Origin of the sequence: Bradyrhizobium sp. S69, from assembly GCF_009766005.1 — a bacterium.
Classification (GTDB): Bacteria; Pseudomonadota; Alphaproteobacteria; order Rhizobiales; family Xanthobacteraceae; genus Bradyrhizobium.
This window is the reverse complement of record NZ_LMUK01000060.1, coordinates 618796-640162: the sequence shown is the minus strand read 5'-3', so window position 1 is coordinate 640162 and position 21367 is coordinate 618796. Positions and strand designations below refer to the sequence as shown.

General features: G+C 61.7%; 16 protein-coding genes and 1 tRNA gene. 11 read left to right on the top strand and 6 right to left on the bottom strand.

From position 1 onward, the window contains the following. Window positions 1-6: 6 nt before the first annotated feature. The gene (locus GSQ88_RS34730) at window positions 7-1449 is read right to left on the bottom strand and encodes an FkbM family methyltransferase (RefSeq protein ID WP_159012739.1); all 1443 of its coding nucleotides are present in this window, start codon (window positions 1447-1449) and stop codon (window positions 7-9) included. A 281-nt stretch (window positions 1450-1730) separates the two neighbouring features. On the opposite strand from GSQ88_RS34730, the gene gatB reads away from it, so the two are divergent. After that, complete coding sequence (gatB, locus tag GSQ88_RS34725) at window positions 1731-3215, top strand: Asp-tRNA(Asn)/Glu-tRNA(Gln) amidotransferase subunit GatB (RefSeq protein ID WP_159012738.1); 1485 nt, start codon at window positions 1731-1733, stop codon at window positions 3213-3215. Between the two features lie 1392 nt (window positions 3216-4607). Next, entirely contained in the window at window positions 4608-4874 is a 267-nt protein-coding gene (locus tag GSQ88_RS34720; protein ID WP_159012737.1) for a hypothetical protein, read from the top strand. A gap of 56 nt (window positions 4875-4930) precedes the next feature. Here GSQ88_RS34720 and GSQ88_RS34715 read toward each other — a convergent pair whose 3' ends face one another. Continuing rightward, complete coding sequence (locus GSQ88_RS34715) at window positions 4931-6085, bottom strand: AAA family ATPase (protein ID WP_159012736.1); 1155 nt, start codon at window positions 6083-6085, stop codon at window positions 4931-4933. A 138-nt stretch (window positions 6086-6223) separates the two neighbouring features. Between GSQ88_RS34715 and GSQ88_RS34710 the strand changes: the two genes are divergently transcribed. Next, a complete protein-coding gene (locus GSQ88_RS34710) occupies window positions 6224-6670 on the top strand; it encodes a DUF3617 domain-containing protein (protein WP_210253957.1) in 447 nt (148 codons plus the stop codon). A gap of 119 nt (window positions 6671-6789) precedes the next feature. After that, window positions 6790-9594, top strand: coding sequence for an O-linked N-acetylglucosamine transferase family protein (locus GSQ88_RS34705; protein WP_159012734.1), 2805 nt, complete (start codon window positions 6790-6792; stop codon window positions 9592-9594). A gap of 35 nt (window positions 9595-9629) precedes the next feature. On the opposite strand, the gene GSQ88_RS34700 is transcribed toward GSQ88_RS34705, so the two are convergent. Continuing rightward, window positions 9630-9723: transfer RNA gene (locus tag GSQ88_RS34700), tRNA-Ser, on the bottom strand. 1038 nt (window positions 9724-10761) lie between these two features. Here GSQ88_RS34700 and GSQ88_RS34695 point away from each other — a divergent pair. Continuing rightward, window positions 10762-12456 (top strand): porin, encoded by a 1695-nt coding sequence (locus GSQ88_RS34695; protein ID WP_159012733.1) that lies wholly within the window; start codon window positions 10762-10764, stop codon window positions 12454-12456. Window positions 12457-12702: 246 nt separating this feature from the next. Here the strand turns inward: GSQ88_RS34695 and GSQ88_RS34690 are convergent, their stop codons facing one another. Next, window positions 12703-15327 carry a lytic transglycosylase domain-containing protein gene (locus GSQ88_RS34690; protein WP_502706789.1) on the bottom strand — a complete coding sequence of 875 codons (2625 nt, stop codon included), beginning with the start codon at window positions 15325-15327 and terminating at the stop codon, window positions 12703-12705. A gap of 230 nt (window positions 15328-15557) precedes the next feature. On the opposite strand from GSQ88_RS34690, the gene dapA reads away from it, so the two are divergent. The 5 genes from dapA (at window position 15558) to GSQ88_RS34665 (ending at window position 19240) form a co-directional block, all read left to right on the top strand. After that, a complete protein-coding gene (gene dapA / locus GSQ88_RS34685; RefSeq protein ID WP_159012732.1) occupies window positions 15558-16448 on the top strand; it encodes a 4-hydroxy-tetrahydrodipicolinate synthase in 891 nt (296 codons plus the stop codon). A 56-nt stretch (window positions 16449-16504) separates the two neighbouring features. Then, on the top strand, window positions 16505-16921 hold the full coding sequence (gene mscL, locus GSQ88_RS34680) for a large conductance mechanosensitive channel protein MscL (protein WP_159012731.1): 417 nt from the start codon (window positions 16505-16507) through the stop codon (window positions 16919-16921). A 1-nt stretch (window position 16922) separates the two neighbouring features. Further along, window positions 16923-17396 (top strand): SsrA-binding protein SmpB, encoded by a 474-nt coding sequence (gene smpB / locus GSQ88_RS34675; protein WP_159012730.1) that lies wholly within the window; start codon window positions 16923-16925, stop codon window positions 17394-17396. A gap of 91 nt (window positions 17397-17487) precedes the next feature. Beyond that, window positions 17488-18063 carry a peroxiredoxin gene (locus GSQ88_RS34670; protein ID WP_159012729.1) on the top strand — a complete coding sequence of 192 codons (576 nt, stop codon included), beginning with the start codon at window positions 17488-17490 and terminating at the stop codon, window positions 18061-18063. 28 nt (window positions 18064-18091) lie between these two features. After that, window positions 18092-19240: an aminotransferase class V-fold PLP-dependent enzyme gene (locus GSQ88_RS34665; RefSeq protein WP_159012728.1), complete on the top strand. Its 1149-nt coding sequence runs from the start codon at window positions 18092-18094 to the stop codon at window positions 19238-19240. 22 nt (window positions 19241-19262) lie between these two features. Here GSQ88_RS34665 and GSQ88_RS34660 read toward each other — a convergent pair whose 3' ends face one another. Further along, window positions 19263-19961, bottom strand: coding sequence for a uracil-DNA glycosylase (locus tag GSQ88_RS34660; RefSeq protein WP_159012727.1), 699 nt, complete (start codon window positions 19959-19961; stop codon window positions 19263-19265). Next, window positions 19939-20568, bottom strand: coding sequence for a LabA-like NYN domain-containing protein (locus GSQ88_RS34655; protein WP_174248184.1), 630 nt, complete (start codon window positions 20566-20568; stop codon window positions 19939-19941). Before GSQ88_RS34655 ends, GSQ88_RS34660 begins: the two co-directional genes overlap by 23 nt. Before the next feature lie 367 nt (window positions 20569-20935). On the opposite strand from GSQ88_RS34655, the gene rpoZ reads away from it, so the two are divergent. Next, window positions 20936-21328 (top strand): DNA-directed RNA polymerase subunit omega, encoded by a 393-nt coding sequence (gene rpoZ / locus GSQ88_RS34650; protein WP_079603537.1) that lies wholly within the window; start codon window positions 20936-20938, stop codon window positions 21326-21328. The last annotated feature ends 39 nt before the right edge of the window (window positions 21329-21367 follow it).

Sequence of the window (21367 nt, the reverse complement as noted above, 5' to 3'; positions counted from 1 at the left end):
TCGATCTCAGCGCACGATGCTGTTCGGCACGTGCCCGCCACGCCATATCTCAGCGTTGAGGTGATCCGGTGCCGGTGCCAGTAGCCGCGGCGGCAGCGCCACGGTTTCGCCTTTGCGCAGGCGCTGCAAAATTCGCCGACGCTCGATTTCGGCGGAAACAAACGGTTGCTTGCCCAGCCAATCGAGATCGACGCCTGAGTTGCCGAACAGCGATGAAAAGGCCACCGTTCGCTCGAACTGTTCGAGCGCCGCCGCCACGAACCATTCAACGACATTGGCGCCCGGCGGCACCTGGTCAAATCGCGGGTTCGCAGGCCAGAACGGCTCCATGATCCGGCCTTTTCCGCTTTTGAGCATATCCGCCATGATTTGCAGCACCCTGACGCTGATGGTGCGGCGGCCAATCTCGCATGCGATGCGGGCGAGCGAAGACAGCCTCGGCAGCGAGGCCTGCTGTTCGCACAGCGCCGTCAGGCTGTCGCAGGCGAACCGCAGCGCGGCGCAGCGTTCCGGCAGCGCAACGTCCTGGCAGCGCCAGATGGCGTAACCGGTGAGCGCATCGCGAAAGACAGGTTCTGCGGCGACCGCGCCGCCGGGCAACGCCGCGAACACCGCGGCGAACGGCTGCGCCTGGAAGAATTCCTGCGCCCTGGCCCGGCTGCGATCGTCCGGCGCCCATTCCGGGATCGCCTCGACCAAATATCCCTCCGCTGCGAGTGCGGCGGCGCGATCGGGTTTGGCTGCGAATAGATTGAGCTCGTAGCCGTCGAGCACCTCGTCCGCACCGGCGGGTACCAGCACCGGCGCCCCCGCGAGCAACCTGTAGAGGCCAAAGCCCATCGCGGCGAAGGCCGCGGGAAGATCGGCATTCTGCTTTTCGCCGGCGCGCACTTCGAACATCACGAGGGGCGAGCGGCTGGCGAAGAAGGCGGCAGCGCCCGCCAGAATTCGCTGCTCTTCGCCTTCGGCATCGATCTTGAGAAAATCGATCGCGCCCCAATTGCGGGCTTCTTGTTCCAGGTCCAGCGAGGTGATCTGCACGGTCTCCCCGGGGCCGCTGCCATCGAGCGAATTCAGCTCACTCGATGCCCCCAGCACCAGATGACCCTCGCGCTCGCCGTCGGACAGCGCGGCGGCGATGATATGCAGATTGTCGGCGCCGTTGCTGGCCTTGCTGATGGCGAGCAGACGGCGGGTCTCGGTTGCCGGCTCATAGGCGAACACCTGGCCCTCGGGCCCCACCAGCCGCGCCATCGGAAGGCTGTAGACCCCGAGATTGGCGCCGATATCGATCGCGGTCATGCCCGGCCGCAGCCAGCGGGCGACGAAAGCCGTCTCCTTCTCGAACCAGGTTTCCTGTTCGAGGATGACATAGGTCGTCATCGCGTCGAGCGAGGCGGGCACGGCGATCTGCGTTCCGTCGGTCATACGCAGAAGCATGTCAGCCATGGTGCCGTCTCGAAGCTGCCTGAGCGGAGAAAGATTGCGCTGGGATCTCCCGTGTATTGGCATGGATCGCCGCAAGTTTCATCCCCGTCGGGGTCGAAAAGCGCTGACGTCGCCGGTTGCATCGCCTCTCGCGCCGGCTTATTTTGCGGTGACACGGCATCATCCCGACGCATCGAGGCTGATCCGCCGCAAAACCATCGCCCAGCGAACGGATATCGAGCTATTTCGACGTCTTGGGCTGTGCATTCGCGTCGCAGGACGCGTAACCGACCGGGCCATTCATGAACGTTGCAGTCAAGCCATCCAACCTGATCAAGGGCGCCAGCGGCGATTGGGAAGTTGTGATCGGGCTCGAGGTCCACGCCCAGGTTACCTCGCACTCGAAATTGTTTTCGGGGGCCTCGACCGAATTCGGCGGCAAACCGGACGCGCATGTGTCGCTGGTCGATGCGGCGATGCCGGGCATGCTGCCGGTCATCAACGAGGAATGCGTCAGGCAGGCGGTGCGGACCGGGCTTGGCCTCAACGCGCAGGTCAATTTGCGCTCGGTGTTCGACCGCAAGAACTATTTTTATCCAGATTCGCCGCAGGGCTATCAGATCAGCCAGTACAAGTCGCCGATCGTGGGCGAGGGCGTGGTCGAGGTCGAGCTCGAGGGCGGCCACACCGTCACGATCGGGATCGAGCGGCTGCATCTGGAACAAGACGCCGGCAAATTGCTGCACGATCAGTCACCGACCATGTCCTATGTCGACCTCAACCGTTGCGGCGTGGCGCTGATGGAGATCGTCTCCAAACCGGACATCCGCTCGTCCGAGCAGGCCAAGGCCTACGTGACCAAGCTGCGGTCGATCCTGCGCTATCTCGGCACCTGCGATGGCGACATGGAGAAGGGTAGCTTGCGCGCCGACGTCAACGTCTCGGTGCGCAGGCCGGGCGGGCCGCTCGGCACCCGCTGCGAGATCAAGAACATGAACTCGATCAGCTTCATGGGTCAGGCGATCGAATATGAAGCGCGGCGCCAGATCGAAATCCTCGAGGATGGCGGCTCGATCGACCAGGAAACGCGCCTCTACGACCCCAACAAGGGCGAGACGCGTTCGATGCGCTCCAAGGAAGAGGCGCACGACTACCGTTATTTCCCGGACCCCGATCTCTTGCCGCTGGAATTCAGCGAAGCCTTTGTCGCCGACCTCAAGGCCGGGCTGCCGGAACTGCCGGACCAGAAGAAGGCCCGCTTCATCGCCGAGTTTGGCCTCTCGCCCTATGATGCCGGCGTGCTGGTGGCCGAGCGCGAGCGCGCGGAGTTCTACGAAACCGTATTGGCCCGGCTCGCCGACAAGGCCCGCGATGGCAAGCTTGCCGCGAACTGGGTGATCAACGAATTGTTCGGCCGTCTCAACAAGGAAGGCCGTGACATTACGGGCTCGCCGGTATCGGCGGCGCAGCTTGCCGCGATCGTCGATCTGATCGGACAGCGCACCATCTCCGGCAAGATTGCAAAAGATCTGTTCGAGATCGTCTGGCAGGAAGGCGGCGATCCCCACGCGCTGGTCGAGGCGCGCGGCATGAAGCAGGTCACCGATCTCGGCGCGATCGAGAAGGTGGTCGATGACATCATCGCCGCCAATCCGGACAAGGTCGCACAGGCGAAGGCCAAGCCGGCGGCGATCCAATGGTTCGTCGGTCAGGTGATGAAGTCGTCCGGCGGCAAGGCCAATCCGCAAGCCGTCAACGACCTCTTGAAGTCCAAACTCGGCATCTGAGCGGCGCGCGAAGCTCACGCCGCCGTCATCGGCGCGGTATCGATTGAACGCGCGCAAGTGAACGCGCGCGCGTTGGTCGAGGCGCCGTTCATCGTCTCGACCAAAAATCACCCTGCGAATCGGTGGCGGCGATTCGCGCGAAAAACCGGTTTTGGCGAGCGCCGATGAGACGCGATGGCGGCGACCGTGAAAATTTTTTCATTGCCAAAAACTGCGACTCAGAGTCCGTGCAGCGCGCTTTTGGTCGCCGCTACCGAGTCGGAATGGGCGCGATGACACAGGCATCGCTAGATGAAGAATTGCAGAAATGCCTGCCGCACAGTGGTTTCCTTCGATATTGACAAATGGATGTGTCGCGTTTCCGCATACTACTTGCATCGTCGCGCGGTTATCTTGTCGCGTTGACGATGAGCGCGCGTCGCACGCTCGGGCTTCGGCGTGTCAACACTTCCTTAAGCCGACACTGTTTTTTTCAATGTGTTGGTGTATTCGGGAGGTAGTGCATTTCGATTCCCGAGTGCACGCAGCGAATAAGCCATCTCACTTACATCGGAGGGCAACATGGCCAAGAAAGCTAAGAAGGCAAAGAAGGCGAAGAAGGCGAAGAGCGCAGTGAAGAAGACTGCGAAGAAGACCAAGAAGGTCTCCAAGAAGAAGTAACCTTCGCTTAAGAAATTGCCGGCGACTTGATGCCGGCACGTCACACGAGCCTTCAGGACATTCCGCTTCTCGAAGCGGTTTCCAACCCGGCGGCTCTGGTCGACGAAAGAGGGTGTCGGCGAGACATCAGGTCAAACGGCTGGATCGTCCTTTCGAAAGAGTTCGCTCTTGCGAAAACCGGTCCGGCAGAAGGAACCAGTTCCTTCGTTCGGTGCGGATCTCTGGTCCGCAATTTCATCGGGCCCAAAGCCCTCCATGAAATCTGGTCCTGACGTGTTCGCCGACGCCCTCGTTCCGCTGCCGTGGCTGAGCCCGGCACGCCAGATCTAGAAAATCTCCCAAAACAAGCGCTCGCCATCCACGGCCGCGGTCCCGCGTGGTTCCAGCGCGACGCCGGTCGTCCGCGGTCGTGCCCGGTTGCCGTTACCGCGCCCGAGGCGGGGCCGATTGCCGCGAATGGTTATCGTTTCGCGAAACGGCAGGGTAAACCGAATTGCCGAATTCGCCAGTAAGCCCCGTCAAATCGGGGTTTTTGCGATTTCCCGACAATCCTCGCGGCGCCTGCATTCACCTTCGATTCATCGCGATATTTAAACTGCCCTTCAAATTTGATCGGTCATGATGATCCCAACAAGCCGGCAAACGGCGTGGGGAATAACTGGACGTTTCAAACAGTGGACAGGGGCCGCGCTCGGCGACGGGACGGCGCAGAAAATCAAAAAGGGGACCAAGATGTTTCAGGGACACATCGATCTGGAAATGGCAATGCCGGTGGAAGCAAACGCGATCCCGGATGTGCTGTTCGAGCGTGGTTTGTATTGGGCCAGCGGGCGTTCCGGCGTGGTCAATCTCGTCGCCGCGCACAAATGGTTCAACCTCGCAGCCCTGAAGGGGCGCCGGGACGCCATTCCGATGCGCCGCGAAGTTGCCGAGTTGATGTCCGAGGTCGAGATCGCCACCGCCCAGCGCGAAGCGAGGGCCTGGATGACCACGCACTGAGCGCCGTCGGGAAGGGGTCTTCGGCCTCTCGCGATCGCTACGGCCAAGTTACCAAGCTACCTTGAAGGCCAAGTCCAGCTCGGTGGTTCGTAATCCTGGACCACCGTTTCGCCCAGCGTCTTTTCCAGCACGATCTGCCTGCTGTCGGGGTCGGCGTCGAGCGCCGAGACCAGCGCCTTCGCATGCGAGACCACGATCATCTGGGTCCGCTTGGAGGCCTGGACGATCAGGCGCGCCAGCGCGGGCAGCAGATCGGGGTGCAAGCTTGTTTCCGGCTCGTTGAGGATCATCAGCGCCGGCGGCCGTGGCGAGAGCAGCGCTGCGACCAGCAGAAGATACCGCAACGTGCCATCCGACAATTCCGATGCCGTGAGCGGGCGCAGCAGGCCGTGCTGCCGCATCTCGATTTCGAAATACGCCCCGGTCGTGGTCACCGCGACGTGGCCGCCCGGGAAGGCGTCGGCGATCGCGTCGTTCATCTGCCCGCCGTCGCCGATTTCGACGATGGTCTGCACTGCCGCGGCCAGATCCGCGCCATCGGATGCCAGCACCGGGGTGTAGGTTCCGACCTGCGGCTTGCGCGCCGGCGCTTCGGGGTCGGTTCGCATGTGATCGTAAAATCGCCAGTCCCGCATCCGCTCGCGCAGCACCAGGAGTTCGATCGCCTCGCGCGGATCGCTACAATGGGTCATCATGCTGTCGAAGGATGCGAGGTTTTGATGGGCCTGCCGCCATTCGCCATTGCCGTCTCGAATGCGTACGCTTGGACCGTTGCGAAGCGCGAAGGCGTTGGCCCGGCCCAGCCGTTCGCCGGTCCACAGGCTTTCGGCTTTGATATGCGGGTCAGTCGAGAACCTCGATGAACCGGGCGACGGGAGCCCGAGATCGATGGCGTAGCCGTAATCGGCGCCGGAGAATCCAAGCTTGAGGCTGATGGGGTTCTTGCGAACCAGTCCTTGCACGGGCTGGCTACCGGCCTTCATCGCGCGTGAGAAGGCTTCCGGACCTGCCCATAATGTCGATTGCAGGCCGCCCTCGGCAGCCAATGACTGGACGATACGACCCTGTGCGATCTCCGCCAGCAGCTTCAGCGCGCGATAGAGGCTCGATTTCCCGCTGCCATTGGCCCCGGTCACGATCGTCAATCCGGCCAAGCTGACCCTGATGTCGCGCAGAGAACGATAACCGGAGATCGCTAGTGTCGTCATCATGGCGTGTTGGCCTGGATCGATGGCTCATGCGGGCTAGCAACAAGCCTGTAGCAACGCTTGCGGCTTGTGTCCTATCCTTGCGATGACAGATATCAGAAAGACAGGCGAATGATCAGGTATGGGATGACCTTGTTGTGCTTGCTGCCGGCGCTGATCGCCTCAGCCAGAGCGGACAACTTAACCATTGAACCCGGGCAGTGGAAGGTAACCTCGACCACGGTGATGAATGGCGCGACCGCGCAGCCGGTGGTGAAGGGCCGTTGTCTGACGCCGGAACAGGCCGGTGACGTCGCCAAGACCTTCGGCGCGGTGAGTGGTACGGTGAATTCGACCTGTGAGCCCGCGGCATCCGAGACCGATGGCAGAACGCTGAAGTGGCATCTGCAATGCAAGGGACAGTTGAATCTTGATGTCCTGGGCAGCTTCAACTTCGACAGTCCAACTCATTACACCGCCACGGTCGCCAGCAAGGCCTGGATGGGCGGGTCATTGATGAGCGACGTGAAGACCGAACTGGAAGGCGAGCGTATCGGCGCGTGCGACGCGGCCGAAAAACCCAGTCCCGACGGGGGCGGATCGCATTAAAAACCGCTGTGTCGGAGCAGCCAAGTACCATATAGAGATCGCGGCCACGGGCAGACGGTTTGGCTTCGACGGCGATGATCTACTGCATCAGCGCAAGCCCTCGCGATCGAGAAAGATAGATGAGTTCCGCTGAAAAGATATTTCAGGATGCACTCGGCGCATTCAACCTTCAAAGATATGAAGATGCTGACCGGCTTTTCAAGAAATTCCTGAAAAGTCATCCGAGCCATGTCGGGGCGCTGAACCTCCTGACCATCGTGCTGATACGGATGGAGCGGTTTGCGGAAGCCGAGCCATTCATCGCCAGAGCCGTGAAACTCGATCAAAGCTCGGACGTCTCGTTCTATAATTACGGGATCATCCTGAGAACCCTGAATAGGCCGCAACAGGCATTGCAGCAATTTACCAGCGCGCTTGGCCTGAACGCAAAGGCGTGGGAAACCTGGAATAATCGCGGCACGGCCTACAATGATTTGCAGGCGTACGAAACAGCGCTGGCCGACTTCGATCAGGCGATTTCACTAAATCCCGCTTATGCCGATGCCGTCGTCAACAAGGGAAAATCCCTGGTCGGACTGAAGCGCTACGACGAGGCTCTCGCGGCCTACGAGAAAGCGCTGACGCTGAGGCCTGATTTGACCGAGGCATGGCTCGGTCGCGCCAATGCCTTGGCCGGCCTCGCACGCTATGTCGAAGCTCTCGCCGCCTATGACAAGGCGCTATCGCTCAGGGGCGATCTGGCCGCGGCCTGGTTTGGCCGCGCCAACGTCCTGCTCGATCTCCGGCGTTACGGCGAAGCCGCTGCCGCCTACGACAACACATTGACGCTGGAACCCGATCTGGCCGAGGCCCGGCTAGGTCGCGGCAATGCCCTGGCGGGCCTCGAGCGACACGACGAAGCCCTGGCGGCCTCGGACAGGGTGCTGTCGCTCAGGCCCGACTTGGCGGAGGCCTGGCTCAGCCGCGGCAATATCCTGGTCGAGCTTGGGCGCAGCGCAGAAGCCGTGACGGCCTATGACAAAGCGCTGTCGCTGAAGCCTGGTCTGATGGAGGCATGGCTCGGTCGCGGCAATGCCTTCACCGCGCTCAAGCGCGATGTCGATGCCTTTGCTTGCTATGACGAGGCACTTTCGCTGAAGCCCGATCTGGCCGAGGCCTGGCTCGGTCGTGGCAATGTCTTGTCCGACCTCAGGCGCCATGACGAAGCCGTTGCTGAATATGATAAGGCGCTGTCGCTGAACCCCGATATAGCGGAGGCTTGGCTTGGTCGCGGCAATGTCTTGTTCAACCTCAGGCGCCATGACGAAGCCGTTGCAGCATATGACAAGGTGCTATCACTGAAGCCTGGTATGTCGGAAGGCTGGCTCGGTCGCGGCAACGTCTTTTTCGAAACCCATCGCCCCGACGACGCCCTTGCTGCTTTCGGCAGGGCATTATCGCTCAACCCTGATCTTTCAGAGGGCTGGTCGGGGCGCGGCAACGTCTTCGTCGGGCTCAATCGCTACGACGATGCTTCTACGGCCTATGACAAGGCGTTCGCGCTCACGCCTGATCTGGCTGCCCTCGAAGGTGAGCGCATTCATTGCAGAACGCACCTTTGTGACTGGGGCAACTTCGAAACCGAACGCGATCATCTTGTTCGGTCGGTCCGCAACGGTAAGGAAAATACCAATCCGTTCGCATTTCTTGGGGTCGGTTCGTCCGCCGAAGATCAATTCGCATGCGCGCAATTGTGGACTCGAAAGCGATACCCGGCTTCAGGCCAGGCGGTCTGGCGCGGGGAGCTGTACAAGCACGACAAAATTCGTGTCGGCTATGTGTCTTCGGATTTTCGTCAACATCCGGTCGCGGACCTTATCGCCGGCGTTTTCGAATGCCACGACAGATCGCAATTTGATGTCCTGGGAATTTCCATTGGGGCGGATGACAATTCGGAAATCCGCCGGCGCGTGGTGCGCTCGTTTGACAAATTCATCGATGCCGAGGCGCTGGGCGCCGTTGAAATCGCCAAACGCATAAGCGAGGAAGAGATCGACATATTGGTCGATCTGAACGGCTCTACCCGTAACGCGCGCACCGAAATATTCGCTCGCCGTGCCGCGCCGATCCAGGTGAATTATCTCGGCTACCCGGGGACGATGGGTGCCGACTACATTGATTACATTGTCGCCGATCCCGTCCTCATTCCGGCGTCGCAGCAGAATAGCTATATGGAGAAGGTCGTTTATCTTCCCCACAGCTATTTGCCGCATGATGACACGAGCCGCCAGGTGTCGGATCGATCGTTCGAGCGCAGCGAGTTCGGGCTGCCCGCCGACGGCTTTGTGTTCTGCTGCTTTAATAACGCCTACAAACTCAACCCGCATCTGTTTCGATCGCGGATGAAACTGCTGAAGGCCGTTGACGGCAGCGTTTTGTGGCTGTCCGAACATAATGCGACGGCTGTTGATAATTTACGGAAAGAGGCCGCGGCCGCGGGCGTCGAGCCCGATCGGTTGGTGTTTGCCAAGCGTCTGCCATCGGCGGCGGACCATCTGGCGCGGCATCGTCTGGCAGACCTGTTTCTGGACACGCTGCCATATAATGCGCACACCACGGCAAGCGATGCCCTGTGGGCCGGCTTGCCGGTGTTGACGCAAATCGGCGAGACGTTCGCGGGCAGGGTGGCCGCCAGCCTGTTGAATGCGGTGGGTTTGCCCGAATTGATCGCCGAGACGCAGGATCAATTTGAAAGCATGGCCGTCGAACTGGCAACCACGCCGGAGCGGCTCTCTGCGATCCGACGCAAGCTCGCACAAAATCGTGCGACAAAGCCCTTGTTCAACACAAAGCTATTTACGAGGCATCTCGAAGGCGCCTACGCGGCGATGTACAGCCGCCGTCAAAATGGACTGCCGCCCGACCATATCCACGTTGCGCAATAGCGCGCGCCACGCCAGCGCGGCAGCAGGGTCGAGGTTGGCGGAGCCGGAGGGATTCGAACCCTCGATAGGGCTTTACAACCCTATAACGGTTTAGCAAACCGCCGCCTTCAGCCACTCGGCCACAGCTCCGTTACGGCCGATATGCCCGACACGGCGGCGTGCCGCAAGCGGCAGATTTCAGGCTGCCGGATTTCCGGCCATTTAAGAGTCTCCAGGCCGGATTAATCGACTGGAATTGATCGATGCGGACTGGCGTCCAGAGTTCGATCCCGGTCGTCTCCGGTCCTGGCACCGATGTGCCGCGCGTAAGTGGCAAAATGCAGCGCCGATTCGGACCGGTGTTGCGTCCGCAGATTCGCGCACGCCTTCCTTCACGTGGGTTTGCGCGCAGCTTTGGGCTCACACTCGCATCGGTATCGCGCGACAGGTTGGTATTGCGCCGCATGGAAAATCGCACCCGTCAAGATTGGATCGACGCTGTGTGACGCGCTGGCGTCGTACGCTCGCGATTCGTTTCGAGCCTGCGAGACAGGGGCTTTCTGCCACTTCGCCGGCGTTTGTCGGAACCCGTGTTTGGAACAATCCGACACAGGCAGCTGCTGACGGACCGTGCGGATTTCATTGCCTGCGCAGCGCTCGGAGCTAAATGACAGCGGTGTCATTCGCGCCCGTTGGTGCTGATACGCGATGGCGTAAGAAGGAACTATTCGCGGATATTTTGCGGCAAAGGGGTGGCTGTCACCGATCGATTCGGCACGTTTGGCGGCGTGGAACCTCGACGAGCCGGCGGCCCTATTCCCGGGCCGCGATCCGGAACAAAATAACCTCGAAAAAATTTTCATTTAAAATCAATTACTTGCACGAGAGGCGCAATCACATCTGCGTGTTATTTGTGCAACACCATTTTAAAAACAGTCTCTCGCCCAGCCTCCCGAGCGGTTCCTTTGTTGCGTGTGCATGGTCCTTCGGTAATTGTGGTGTTGCGACGGAGGGGGGCATCCCGAGGTCGTCCCGTTAGGTGGTTCGCTTAAGTCCCTCGCGTTTGCGGGTGTGTCCGATGGCGCGAAGCGACAAAGCGGGTTTCGAGGGATTAAGGGAACCAACCTCAAGGGTCTTTGTACCCGGCGGATCCGGAACCTTCCCTGCAGAGCAACTTGGAGGTTGAACATGAATATGGTTAAGAGCCTAGTCCTGGGCTCAGCGGCGACGATCGTTGCCCTGAGCGGGGCACAGGCGGCTGACCTTCCCGTCAAGGCCAAAGCGGTCGAATACGTGAGGATCTGCTCCCTGTATGGTGCGGGTTTCTATTACATCCCGGGCACCGACACCTGCATCAAGATCGGCGGCTATCTGCGCGCCGACGTGACCGTTCACGGCCAGAACAGCAACGGCCCGCTGTGGGGCGGTGACGGTGCGACCAACACCCGTTACCTGAATCAATATAACGACTACTCTCGTTTCGCGCTCACGGTCGATACCCGCACCGCGACCGAATACGGCGTCGTCCGCACCTTCGGACAGGCCGACTTCACATTCTCCACCCAAGGCTACTCGGGTGCGATGTCGAACTCGAGCAACACCACGGGCTCCGTCCTGACCGGCGGTACCGTCAACAACTATGCCGGCAACGGCGGTCTCGGTGTCGAATACGCGTTCATCCAGTTCGCGGGCTTCACCTTCGGTAAGTCGGCTTCGGCCTACGTCACGCCGTGGCAGGGCTTCCCGGGCAACAACACTTCGTATCTGGTCGGCGGTTACGACACCATCACCGGCATCAACAACGTCCAGTACACCGCCCAGTTCGGCAACGGTGTGTCGGCCTCGATCGGCATCGACGACAGCAGCGCCAGCGATTACAACCGTACCCAGATCGTCAACGCGGCAGTCGCCGGTTCAGCGAACAACACCGGCACCTCGCTCGTCCCGAGCACGGCCAACACGGCTTCCTGCGCCCTTGCGATGTATGGCGCTGCCAGCTCGAACTGTACCGCTCTGGGCACGTCTTACGGCGGCGCGCAGTTGCCGGACCTCGTGGGTAACGTCAGGATCGACCAGGCCTGGGGTGTCTTCCAGGTGTCGGGCGCTCTGCACGACGTCGATCCGGGCTATTGGACCACGGCCAATACGCTCACCAGCGGCAACTTCATTGGCGGCCAGGCCCAGACCGGTGCCCAAAACCTCGGCCATCCGGACTCGAAGGTTGGCGGCGCGGTCAACGTTGCCTTGCAGATCAAGAACCTGCCGACGGGTGCTGGCGACGACTTCAAGATCGAAGGCAGCTGGTCGCTCGGTGCGTCGAAGTACGTGTTGGGAACCTCGGCCCCGTTGGGCGGCTCCTTCTACCTGTTTGGTGATGGACCGACCGGCAGCGCGGGTAAACTTGCCATCGGTGCAATCACCGACGGTGTCTACTCGGGCGGTCCGGGTAACAGCGGAGCAGGCGGCACGCAGGTGCAGCTGACCCAGGGTCTGGGCATCCGTGGCGCATTCAACCACAACTGGAGCCCCGAGTGGTCGTCCAGCTTGTTCGGTGGTGCGTCGCAGTTGAGCTACAACAACACGTCCAAGGCGATCTGGTGCGCAAGCTACGTTGCCTCCGGCACGACCTTGACCCCCGGTTCGACCTGCAATCCCGGCTTCACGATGTCCGAAATCGGTCTCACGACCCGTTGGACTCCGGTCAAGAACCTGACGTTCAGCTCGGAAGTGCTGTACGCCTATCTCCACACCGACATGTCGGGTGGCGCGATCGGTACTGCGAGCGGCGCTTTCCCAATCGCATCGGGAACCGCAGCTTCGCCCTATATCTTCGGCGACAAGGGCACGGTTTCGGTCGAATTCCGCGCTCAGCGTAACTTCTGATCGGGTTCGTTCCACAAGAACGAAAACGGTTTGAGAATAGACCCTCGGCAGGAAACTGCCGGGGGTTTTTCTTTGTCGACATGATGCCGGAGCAGGGGCGTTTTGGACGACGTGGTCCATGGCGCGTGGTTTTTAAAACGATTGATCGGCATCAAGCGGCAGGTCCGACGGTTCAGGAGCCCGTGGCAAAAAATCCACGAGCCGGCTGCCCACGGTCACGTCCAGCGGCCGACGAAACCTGCGGTCCTATTCGACGTTGGCGCCGCGGTGCAGGTCGGCTTCGATCTGAAGCCGCGTTCCGCCGCCGAAGCGGGCGCGATAGACCTGCAGGTTCTCCATGATCCGCTGCACGTAATTGCGGGTCTCGGAGAACGGAATCTGTTCGACCCAATCGACCGCATCGACCTTGGGGTCGCGCGGATCGCCGTAGCGATCGATCCATTTTTTGACGCTGCCGCGCCCGGCATTGTAGGCCGCGAAGGTCATGATGTAGGAGCCGCGATAATCCTCGAGCAGGCCGCCGAGTTCAGCGGCACCGAGCGCGGCATTATAGACCGGATCGCTCTTCATCCGGCCGAGATCGAAATTGGCGCCGTATTTCTTGCAGACATAGCGGCCTGCGTCCGGCGTGACCTGCATCAGTCCGTAGGCTTGCGCCGGCGACACCACGGCGGGGTTGAAGGCGCTTTCCTGCCGCGCGATCGCAAAGATCACGCTCTGCTCGACGTCGGGTCCGATCGATCTGAACGGCGGGATGCCATTGACGGGGTAGGCGTAGAAATCAAACGGCAGCCCGCGATTGAGCGCGGCCTTGCCGAGCAGCAGCATGCCGCGCGCATCGCCGTTGCGCGCCGCCAGTTCGCCAAGGCCCACCAGCGCATCGGGATCGCCATTGTCACCCATATCGCCCAGGATCGGGATCGCGAGCTCGCGCTCGTCGAGCGCATACAGCAATTGCACCGCGCGAACGACTTCAAGCCGCTCGATGCCACGGCCGCGTGCGGCCGGCACGCCATTCAGTTCGATCTGCGGCAGGCCGAGCTTCGCACGCGCCAACTGACCATAATAGCTGGTCGATTGTTCCGCCGCCGCCGCGTAGGCCGCGCGCGCCTCCTGGGAGCGGCCGGCGGCTTCGGCAGCCCGGCCTTGCCAATAGCCGGCCCGCGCCAGCGCGGTCGGGTTGACGCTGCCGACGCCGATGCGCGCAAAATGCTGCGTGGCCGTCGCCGGATCGTTCAGGAAGCGCAGCGCAATCCAGCCCGCGGTGAACTCCTGCTCGGTCTTGTAGATGTCGCGCGCGGGAAGTGCCGCGTCGCGCGCGATCAGATAGGCGGTGCGGATCTCGTTGACGTCGAGCATCTTGCGCGCCAGCAGGCGGCGCTCGATCCACCATTCATCGACATTGTAGAGCCGGCCCGGATCCCTGGGCGCGCTCATCATCAGCTCGGCGGCCTCCGCGAATTTCTCCTCGCGGCGGAGCAACTGGATCTTGCTGAAGAGGTAACCGGCGTCGCCGCGCAATTCGTGCGGCACTTCCTCGAGCAGCGCCCTGGTGTTGGAGGATTTATGATTGGAGGCGATCCGCGCCTTGGCGAGGGCGACTTCGCCGCTGCCGAGCCGCTTCGCCGCGCGCAGCGCCGCGGCCTCCTGATCCGTGCCGTACAGCATCAGATCCATCCGCGCCTTTTGATCGCCCGGCGTCAGCAGCGCACCGAACAGATCGAGCGCGGTGTTCTCGGTGTCCTCGGACATCGAATCGTTTCGCCAGGCGTCGCGTACCAGGCGCTCGGCATTGGCTCGTTCGCCGCGGCCGATCATCACGCGTGCCAGCGCGAACTTGCCTTTGGCCGACACCGGTGACTCGTTTGCGAACCACGACCACACGGTGGCGTCGTCGCGATGGTCGTCCCACAGCGCCGCCTCCAGGCGCCGGCGCAGGAACGACTGCGAAGGCCAGCTTGGGTTGGCGGCGATGAAGGTGGCGTAGCGCTCGACCGACGCATTATTGTTGTCGCTGCGCAGCACGATCCACTCCGCGAGCTTCTTTGCAACCGGGTCCGATATCGTGGCTTCGGACTGGGTCGCATCGTCGGGCCGATGTTTGCCCACCAGCTCGACGACATTTGCCAGCGCCTCGGTGTCGGCTTGCGAGGTCGACGACGTCGCGGCCATCGCGGCCGGGATCGTCGGCTTGCGCGCCGGCGGCAGCGTTGCGTGCTGGCGGGTCGCGGCCTCGATCCCGGGCGGCGCGCGGGAGCCGACATTTTTCGCAGAGCTCTTGGCCTCGGTCTTGGCCTCGCTCGCTTTGCCCGTGGAACCGGCGTCATGGCCGGCCGGCCCCGTCTTCGGCCTGGGAACCTCTAACTTGCCGGCCTCTAATTTGGTAGCCTCTGACTTGGAAGCCTCTAGCTTGGAAGCCTTGGGCTTGGCGTCGGTCTTGGCCGTCTTATGCTTCGTCGTTTCAGATTTGCCAGTTTCAGATTTGGCCGCTGACTTGCCGGCTTCCGGTTTGGCGGCTTTGGATTTGGCAGATTCAGATTTCGCGGCTTCAGACTTTGAGGCTTCAGATTTGGCCGCCTTGGATTTGGAGGTATCTGACTTGGAAGCCTCGGATTTGGAAGCCTCGGATTTGGACGGTTTGGATTTGGAAGTATCCGACTTGAAAGTATCCGACTTGGATTTATCGGACTTCGATTTATCCGACTTCGACGCATCCGGCTTGGCGGCGTCGGGCTGGGTCGACGTTTGAGCGTATGCCGGTAATCCGCTGGTCAGTGCCAGGCCGGTTGCCACGCTGACCGACAAGGCCAGCGACAGGCTCATCGACAACGCCGTCGATCGCAAAGCGGCTGCGCGGGCGGACTGGGTCACGGCATTCCTTCGCGGCGAATCATCGATTCCCCTGGGCACAATGTCTATTTGCTTGAATATGTGGACAAAATACTAATTACGCTGGGCTTTTCTGGTGTCTGCACCATCACCACGGCAAAATCGCGGCCGGGACCCGGGCTTGCGCGGGCCTTTCGCAGGGACCCCAGAACCGATATGAGTTGGTCCCTTATCGGTTCAGACAACATTCAAGGCGCGTTCGGAGGAAGTCCATGGCAGCCAAGACGAATTTTCGGGGCTCATTCACCGCCTTGGTCACGCCCTTCAAAAACGGCTCGCTGGACGAGGCGGCCTTTCGTTCCCTCGTCAACTGGCAGATCGCCGAGGGGACCAACGGCCTGGTGCCGGTCGGCACCACCGGCGAAAGCCCGACCGTGAGCCATGACGAGCACAAGCGCGTGGTCGAATGGTGCATCGAGGAGGCCAAGGGCCGGGTGCCCGTGATCGCCGGCGCGGGCTCCAACTCGACCAAGGAAGCCATTGAGCTGGCGCAGCATGCGGAGAAGGCGGGCGCTAGCGCGGTGCTGGTGGTGACGCCCTACTACAACAAGCCGACCCAGGAAGGCATGTACCAGCACTTCAAGGCGATCAACGATGCGATCGGGATTCCGATCATCATCTACAACATTCCGCCGCGCTCGGTGATCGACATGAGCGTGGACACCATGGCGCGGTTGTTCGAACTGAAGAACATCGCCGGCGTCAAGGATGCGACCGCAAGCATGGTGCGGGTGTCGCAGCAGCGCGCGGCGCTCGGCGAGGATTTCAACCAGTTGTCGGGCGAGGACGCCACCGTGCTCGGTTACATGGCGCATGGCGGGCATGGCTGCATTTCCGTCACCTCCAACGTCGCGCCGCGGCTATGCGCCGAATTTCACTCGGCCTGGCAGAAGGGCGACGTCGCCGCCGCGCTCAAGGTGCACGACAAGCTGATGCCGCTGCACACCAATCTCTTCATCGAATCCAATCCCGCTCCGGTGAAATACGCGCTGTCGCTGCTGGGCAAGATGGATGAGAAACTGCGTCTGCCGATGGTGCCGGTATCGGAGCCCACGCGCGTGGCGGTACGCAGCGCGATGGTGCACGCAGGACTGATCAACTAGGATTCGAGTTTGCCGTGAACGTTTCGTTACATACCGCAGAGGCAAAGGGGTAGCAGATGCTCAAGGAATTCCGTGACTTCGCGATGAAGGGCAACGTGGTCGATCTCGCGGTCGGTGTCATCATCGGCGCTGCCTTCGGTGGCATCGTGGCCTCGCTGGTCAGTGATATCATCATGCCGATCATCGGCTCGATCACCGGCGGCCTCGACTTTTCCAATTATTTCACCGGCCTGTCGAAGGCGGTGACGGCGGGCAATCTCGCCGACGCCAAGAAGCAGGGCGCGGTGCTGGCCTGGGGCAACTTCCTGACCCTGACGATCAACTTCCTCATCGTCGCTTTCGTGCTGTTCATGGTCATTCGTGGCATGAACAAGCTGAAGCGGAAGGATGCCGCAGCCCCGGCCGCGCCGCCGAAGCCGACCCGCGAGGAAGAATTGCTCACCGAGATTCGCGATCTCTTGAAGAAGGCTTGATGTGGCCGAGAAGAACGAACGCCCGATCAAGGTTGTCGCCGAAAACCGCAAGGCCCGCTTCAACTATGCGATCGAGGACACGCTTGAGGCCGGGATCGCGCTGACCGGGACCGAGGTCAAATCGATCCGCAACGGCAAGACCACGATCGCGGAATCCTATGCGGATACCAAGGATGGCGAGATTTGGCTGATCAACGCCAATATCCCGGAATATCTGCAGGCCAACCGCTTCAACCACGAGCCGAAACGGCCGCGCAAGCTGTTGCTGCACCGAAAGCAGATCAACAAGCTGATGGGCGCGGTCGATCGCGACGGCATGACGCTGATCCCGCTCAAGCTCTATTTCAACGAGCGCGGTCGCGCCAAGCTGTTGCTGGCGGTCGCCAAGGGCAAGAAGCTGCACGACAAGCGAGAGAGCGAGAAGAAACGCGACTGGGGCCGCGAGAAGGGCCGCCTGCTGCGGGCGCGGGGATAAAGCGGCGAATAGGGGAGTAGCGAATGGCGAATGGGAGACTACCTTCGCCTCTATTCACCGCTCGCCATTCGCCACCTAGAGGATCGAACCAATGTCTCAATCAAACCTGCTCGACGTCGACTGGAGCAAAATCCCGGCACCCGCCGATGATGGCGCGGCGAAGCATCTTGTCGGCATGACGATTCCGCCGCTCGGCCTGCTCGCGACCGATGATACGTCGGTGACGCTGTCGACGCTGCCGGGCCGCACCGTGGTGTTCGGCTATCCCCGGACCGGCGAGCCCGGCAAGATCGGCCTGGTCGACGACTGGGACATGATCCCGGGCGCGCGCGGCTGCACGCCGCAGACCTGTGCGTTCCGTGATCTGTTCGCCGAATTGAAGGCCGCGGGCGCTGCCCACGTCTTCGGCCTGTCGACCCAGGACAACACCTACCAAACCGAAATGGCGTCACGGCTGCATCTGCCGTTCCCGGTTCTGTCGGATGAAAAGCTGTTGCTGACCGAGGCGCTCAGGCTGCCGACCATGCAGGTGGCAGGCCTGACCCTGATCAAGCGGCTGGCGCTGATCGTCGACGACGGGCGTATCACGCATGTGTTCTATCCGGTGTTTCCACCCGATCAAAACGCCGGTGATGTGCTGGAGTGGCTGAAGCACAATCCGGTTTAGCGGCGCTCTTTCCAGCCAAGAGAATCCAATGCTTGCCTCCCAGCGCCACCTGTTCGAGATGCCGCGCGACATCTGCTATTTGAGTTCGGCATCCTATAGCCCGTTGCCGCTGAAAACGCTGGAAGCCGGCTGCGCCGCGGTGGGACGCAAGGGCGCTCCCTGGACGCTCGACGCCGGCTTTGCGAACCGGCAGCACGAACGCGCGCGCGCGGCTGCCGCCGCGTTGATCCATGCCGATCCCGCCGACGTCGCGCTGATCCCTTCGGTCAGCTACGGCGTCGCGACGGCGGCGAAGCTATTTGCGATCGCCCGCGGTGCCCGCGTCATCGTGCTGGAAGACGATCATTCCTCCCCGGTGCTCGAATGGCGGATGCGGGCGGAGGCGGAAGGATTTACCGTCGATACGGTGCGCCGGCCGGACGACGGTGACTGGACCTCGGCGGTTCTCGCCGCGATCGAGCGGCCGGGCGCGCCGCCGGTCGGCCTGGCCTCGATCTCGTCGGTGCATTGGTCGGACGGGGGGCTGATCGACGTCGATGCGGTGGCCGCCGTGCTGAAGCGGCAGGGGGCGGTCTTTCTCATCGACGCGACGCAAAGCGCCGGCGTGCTGACGATGGACGTCAGCCGTCTCGACCCGGACTTTGTGATCTTTCCGACGTACAAGTGGCTGCTCGGCCCGTACGGTCGGGCGTTCATGTATCTGGCGAAGCGTCATCAGGGGGGCGTGCCGCTGGAGCAGACGGCGGCCGGCCGCCGCAACGTTCGCGCCGAGAACGAGGTCTATTTCACGGACCTTCGCTATGTCGCAGATGCACGGCGTTTCGACATGGGCGAGCGTGACCATTTTATCTCGATGGAGATGGCGGCGATCGGCATGGAAATGATGGCCGAGTGGGGCGCCTTGGCCGTCGCGCAGCGTCTGGCTTTGTTGACGGAGCGTATCGCCGAGGGCGTTCGCGGGATCGGCTTCTCCATCGCGGATCGCCGGTTGCGGGCGCCGCATATTCTGAGCCTCTCCTTCGCGCAGGCAATGCCGCAAGGGCTGATCGAGGGGCTTGCATCCGAAGGCATCTACGTCACCGCGCGTCTTGGTCGCCTGCGCGTTGCGCCGCACGTCTTCAACGACGAGGCCGACGTCGACCGTTTTGTTGCGGCTTTGGCGCGACGGCTGCGTTGAGAGGCTTCCAGGCTTTTCGAAGCTAACCGAGATCCGCCCGCACTTTCGCGAACACGCTGCGGAACATGTCGGGCGTCAGCACGCGCGTATTGGTGTTGTAACGCGAGCAATGATAGCTGTCGTAAAGCTTCAGCGCGCCGGCCTGATGGATCGCGCCGTGGCCAAACGGCGCCGCCGCGGCGCGCAGGCCCAGCGCCTTCAACGTCGAATCGTGCGCTATCCGTCCCAACACCACGATCGCGCGCAGATTGGACATGGTCTCGATCTTTCCGACCAGATATGGCCGGCAGGTGTTGATCTCCACAGGCAGCGGCTTGTTCTGCGGCGGCACGCAACTCACTGCATTGATGATCCGGCAATCGACCAGTGTCATGCCGTCGTCGGGGCGCGCCTGATAGACGCCCTTGGCAAAGCCGTATTCGAGCAGGGTCGCATACAGCAGGTCTCCGGCGTAATCGCCGGTAAAGGGTCGCCCGGTGCGGTTGGCGCCCTGCATGCCGGGCGCGAGGCCGACGATCGCGAGCCGACCGGCGGGATCGCCAAACGACGGCACCGGCGAATTGAACCATTCAGGATGGCGCGCGCGCGCTTCCTCGCGGAAACTCACCAGTCTTGGACAGAGCGGGCAATTGCGATCGGGATCGGAGCCGGGGAGGAATGTGAGGGCGAGCGGCGGTTTGCCGTTCGCGCTGACTTTCCTAGTCCTCGAAGTCGTCGTCATCAGCCCTCGGCGCCATGGTGGTCGCGCGCTGCAGGAATTGCGGCGCATGATGACGCGGCTCGCGCGGGGCGGGACGCTCGGACGGGTCGCGGCCGAGCTTGGATTGCAGTTCCACAAGGTCGGTGAAGACGTCGGCCTGGCGCCGCAATTCGTCGGCGATCATCGGCGGCTGGCTCGAAATGGTCGAGATCACGGTAACCCGGACGCCGCGGCGTTGCACCGCCTCGACCAGCGAGCGGAAATCGCCATCGCCGGAAAACAGCACGATCTGATCGACGTGCTCGGCGAGCTCCATCGCATCGACCGCGAGCTCGATGTCCATGTTGCCCTTGACCTTGCGGCGGCCGCTGGCATCGATGAATTCCTTGGTCGCCTTGGTGACCACGGTGTAGCCGTTGTAGTCGAGCCAGTCGATCAACGGACGAATCGACGAATATTCCTGATCCTCGATAATCGCCGTGTAATAGAACGCGCGTACCAAGGTGCCGCGGCTTTGAAATTCTTTAAGCAGACGTTTGTAATCGATGTCGAAGCCGAGAGTCTTGGCGGTCGCATAAAGGTTGGCGCCATCGATAAAAAGCGCGATCTTGTTCGAAGGAGATGACATCAAGTTTACTCGCGTTGTGAACGTTTTTGGCGCGGCGGCGACCGGCCGCGCGTTGCCGGGGAGGCTGTCTAAGTTCGGAAAATCCAACTCGCCAACGTCACCGCAAATGTGGTCTGGCGAGGGCGAAAAACCCGTCCTTTCGACTTGTAATGAAGTGCTTACTTTTTATGAAGCAATTTCTTGTCGCGGACAGTGCCAGAGACGTTTCTGGGCATGTCTGGACGCTCCGGCCTCCTGGCCCCGGCTTCCGTTAACAGGGCCGGTTGCGTCGGCCAAATCACAAATGGGTCTTGCGCAAGGCCGCCGGTCGCTATAACTAGCGGGTTCAACCTGCATTTTCGGTCCCAATTTAACGGAGCGACAGTCGATGGCGCGCGTCACCGTGGAAGATTGTATTGATAAGGTCGACAACCGGTTTGACCTGGTTTTGCTGGCGGCGCATCGCGCCCGCATGATCTCATCCGGCTCGCAGCTGACGATCGATCGGGATAACGATAAAAATCCGGTTGTATCGCTGCGAGAAATCGCGGATTCGACGATATCGCCCGAGGATTTGCGCGAAGAACTGGTCCATTCGCTGCAGAAATTCGTCGAAGTCGATGAGCCCGAGCCCGATACGGTGCCTTTGATCGGTTCGGCGGGCGCCAGCGTCGATGCCGACGACACCGAAGTCGCGGTCGAACGCATGACCGAGGAAGAGCTGCTGAAGGGTCTCGAAGGCCTCGCCCCGCCGGAAGAGCAGCCCGAAGAGGACGAATAAGCCGTCCATCTCGCGGCTCCGGCTGTCCCGGACCAATCT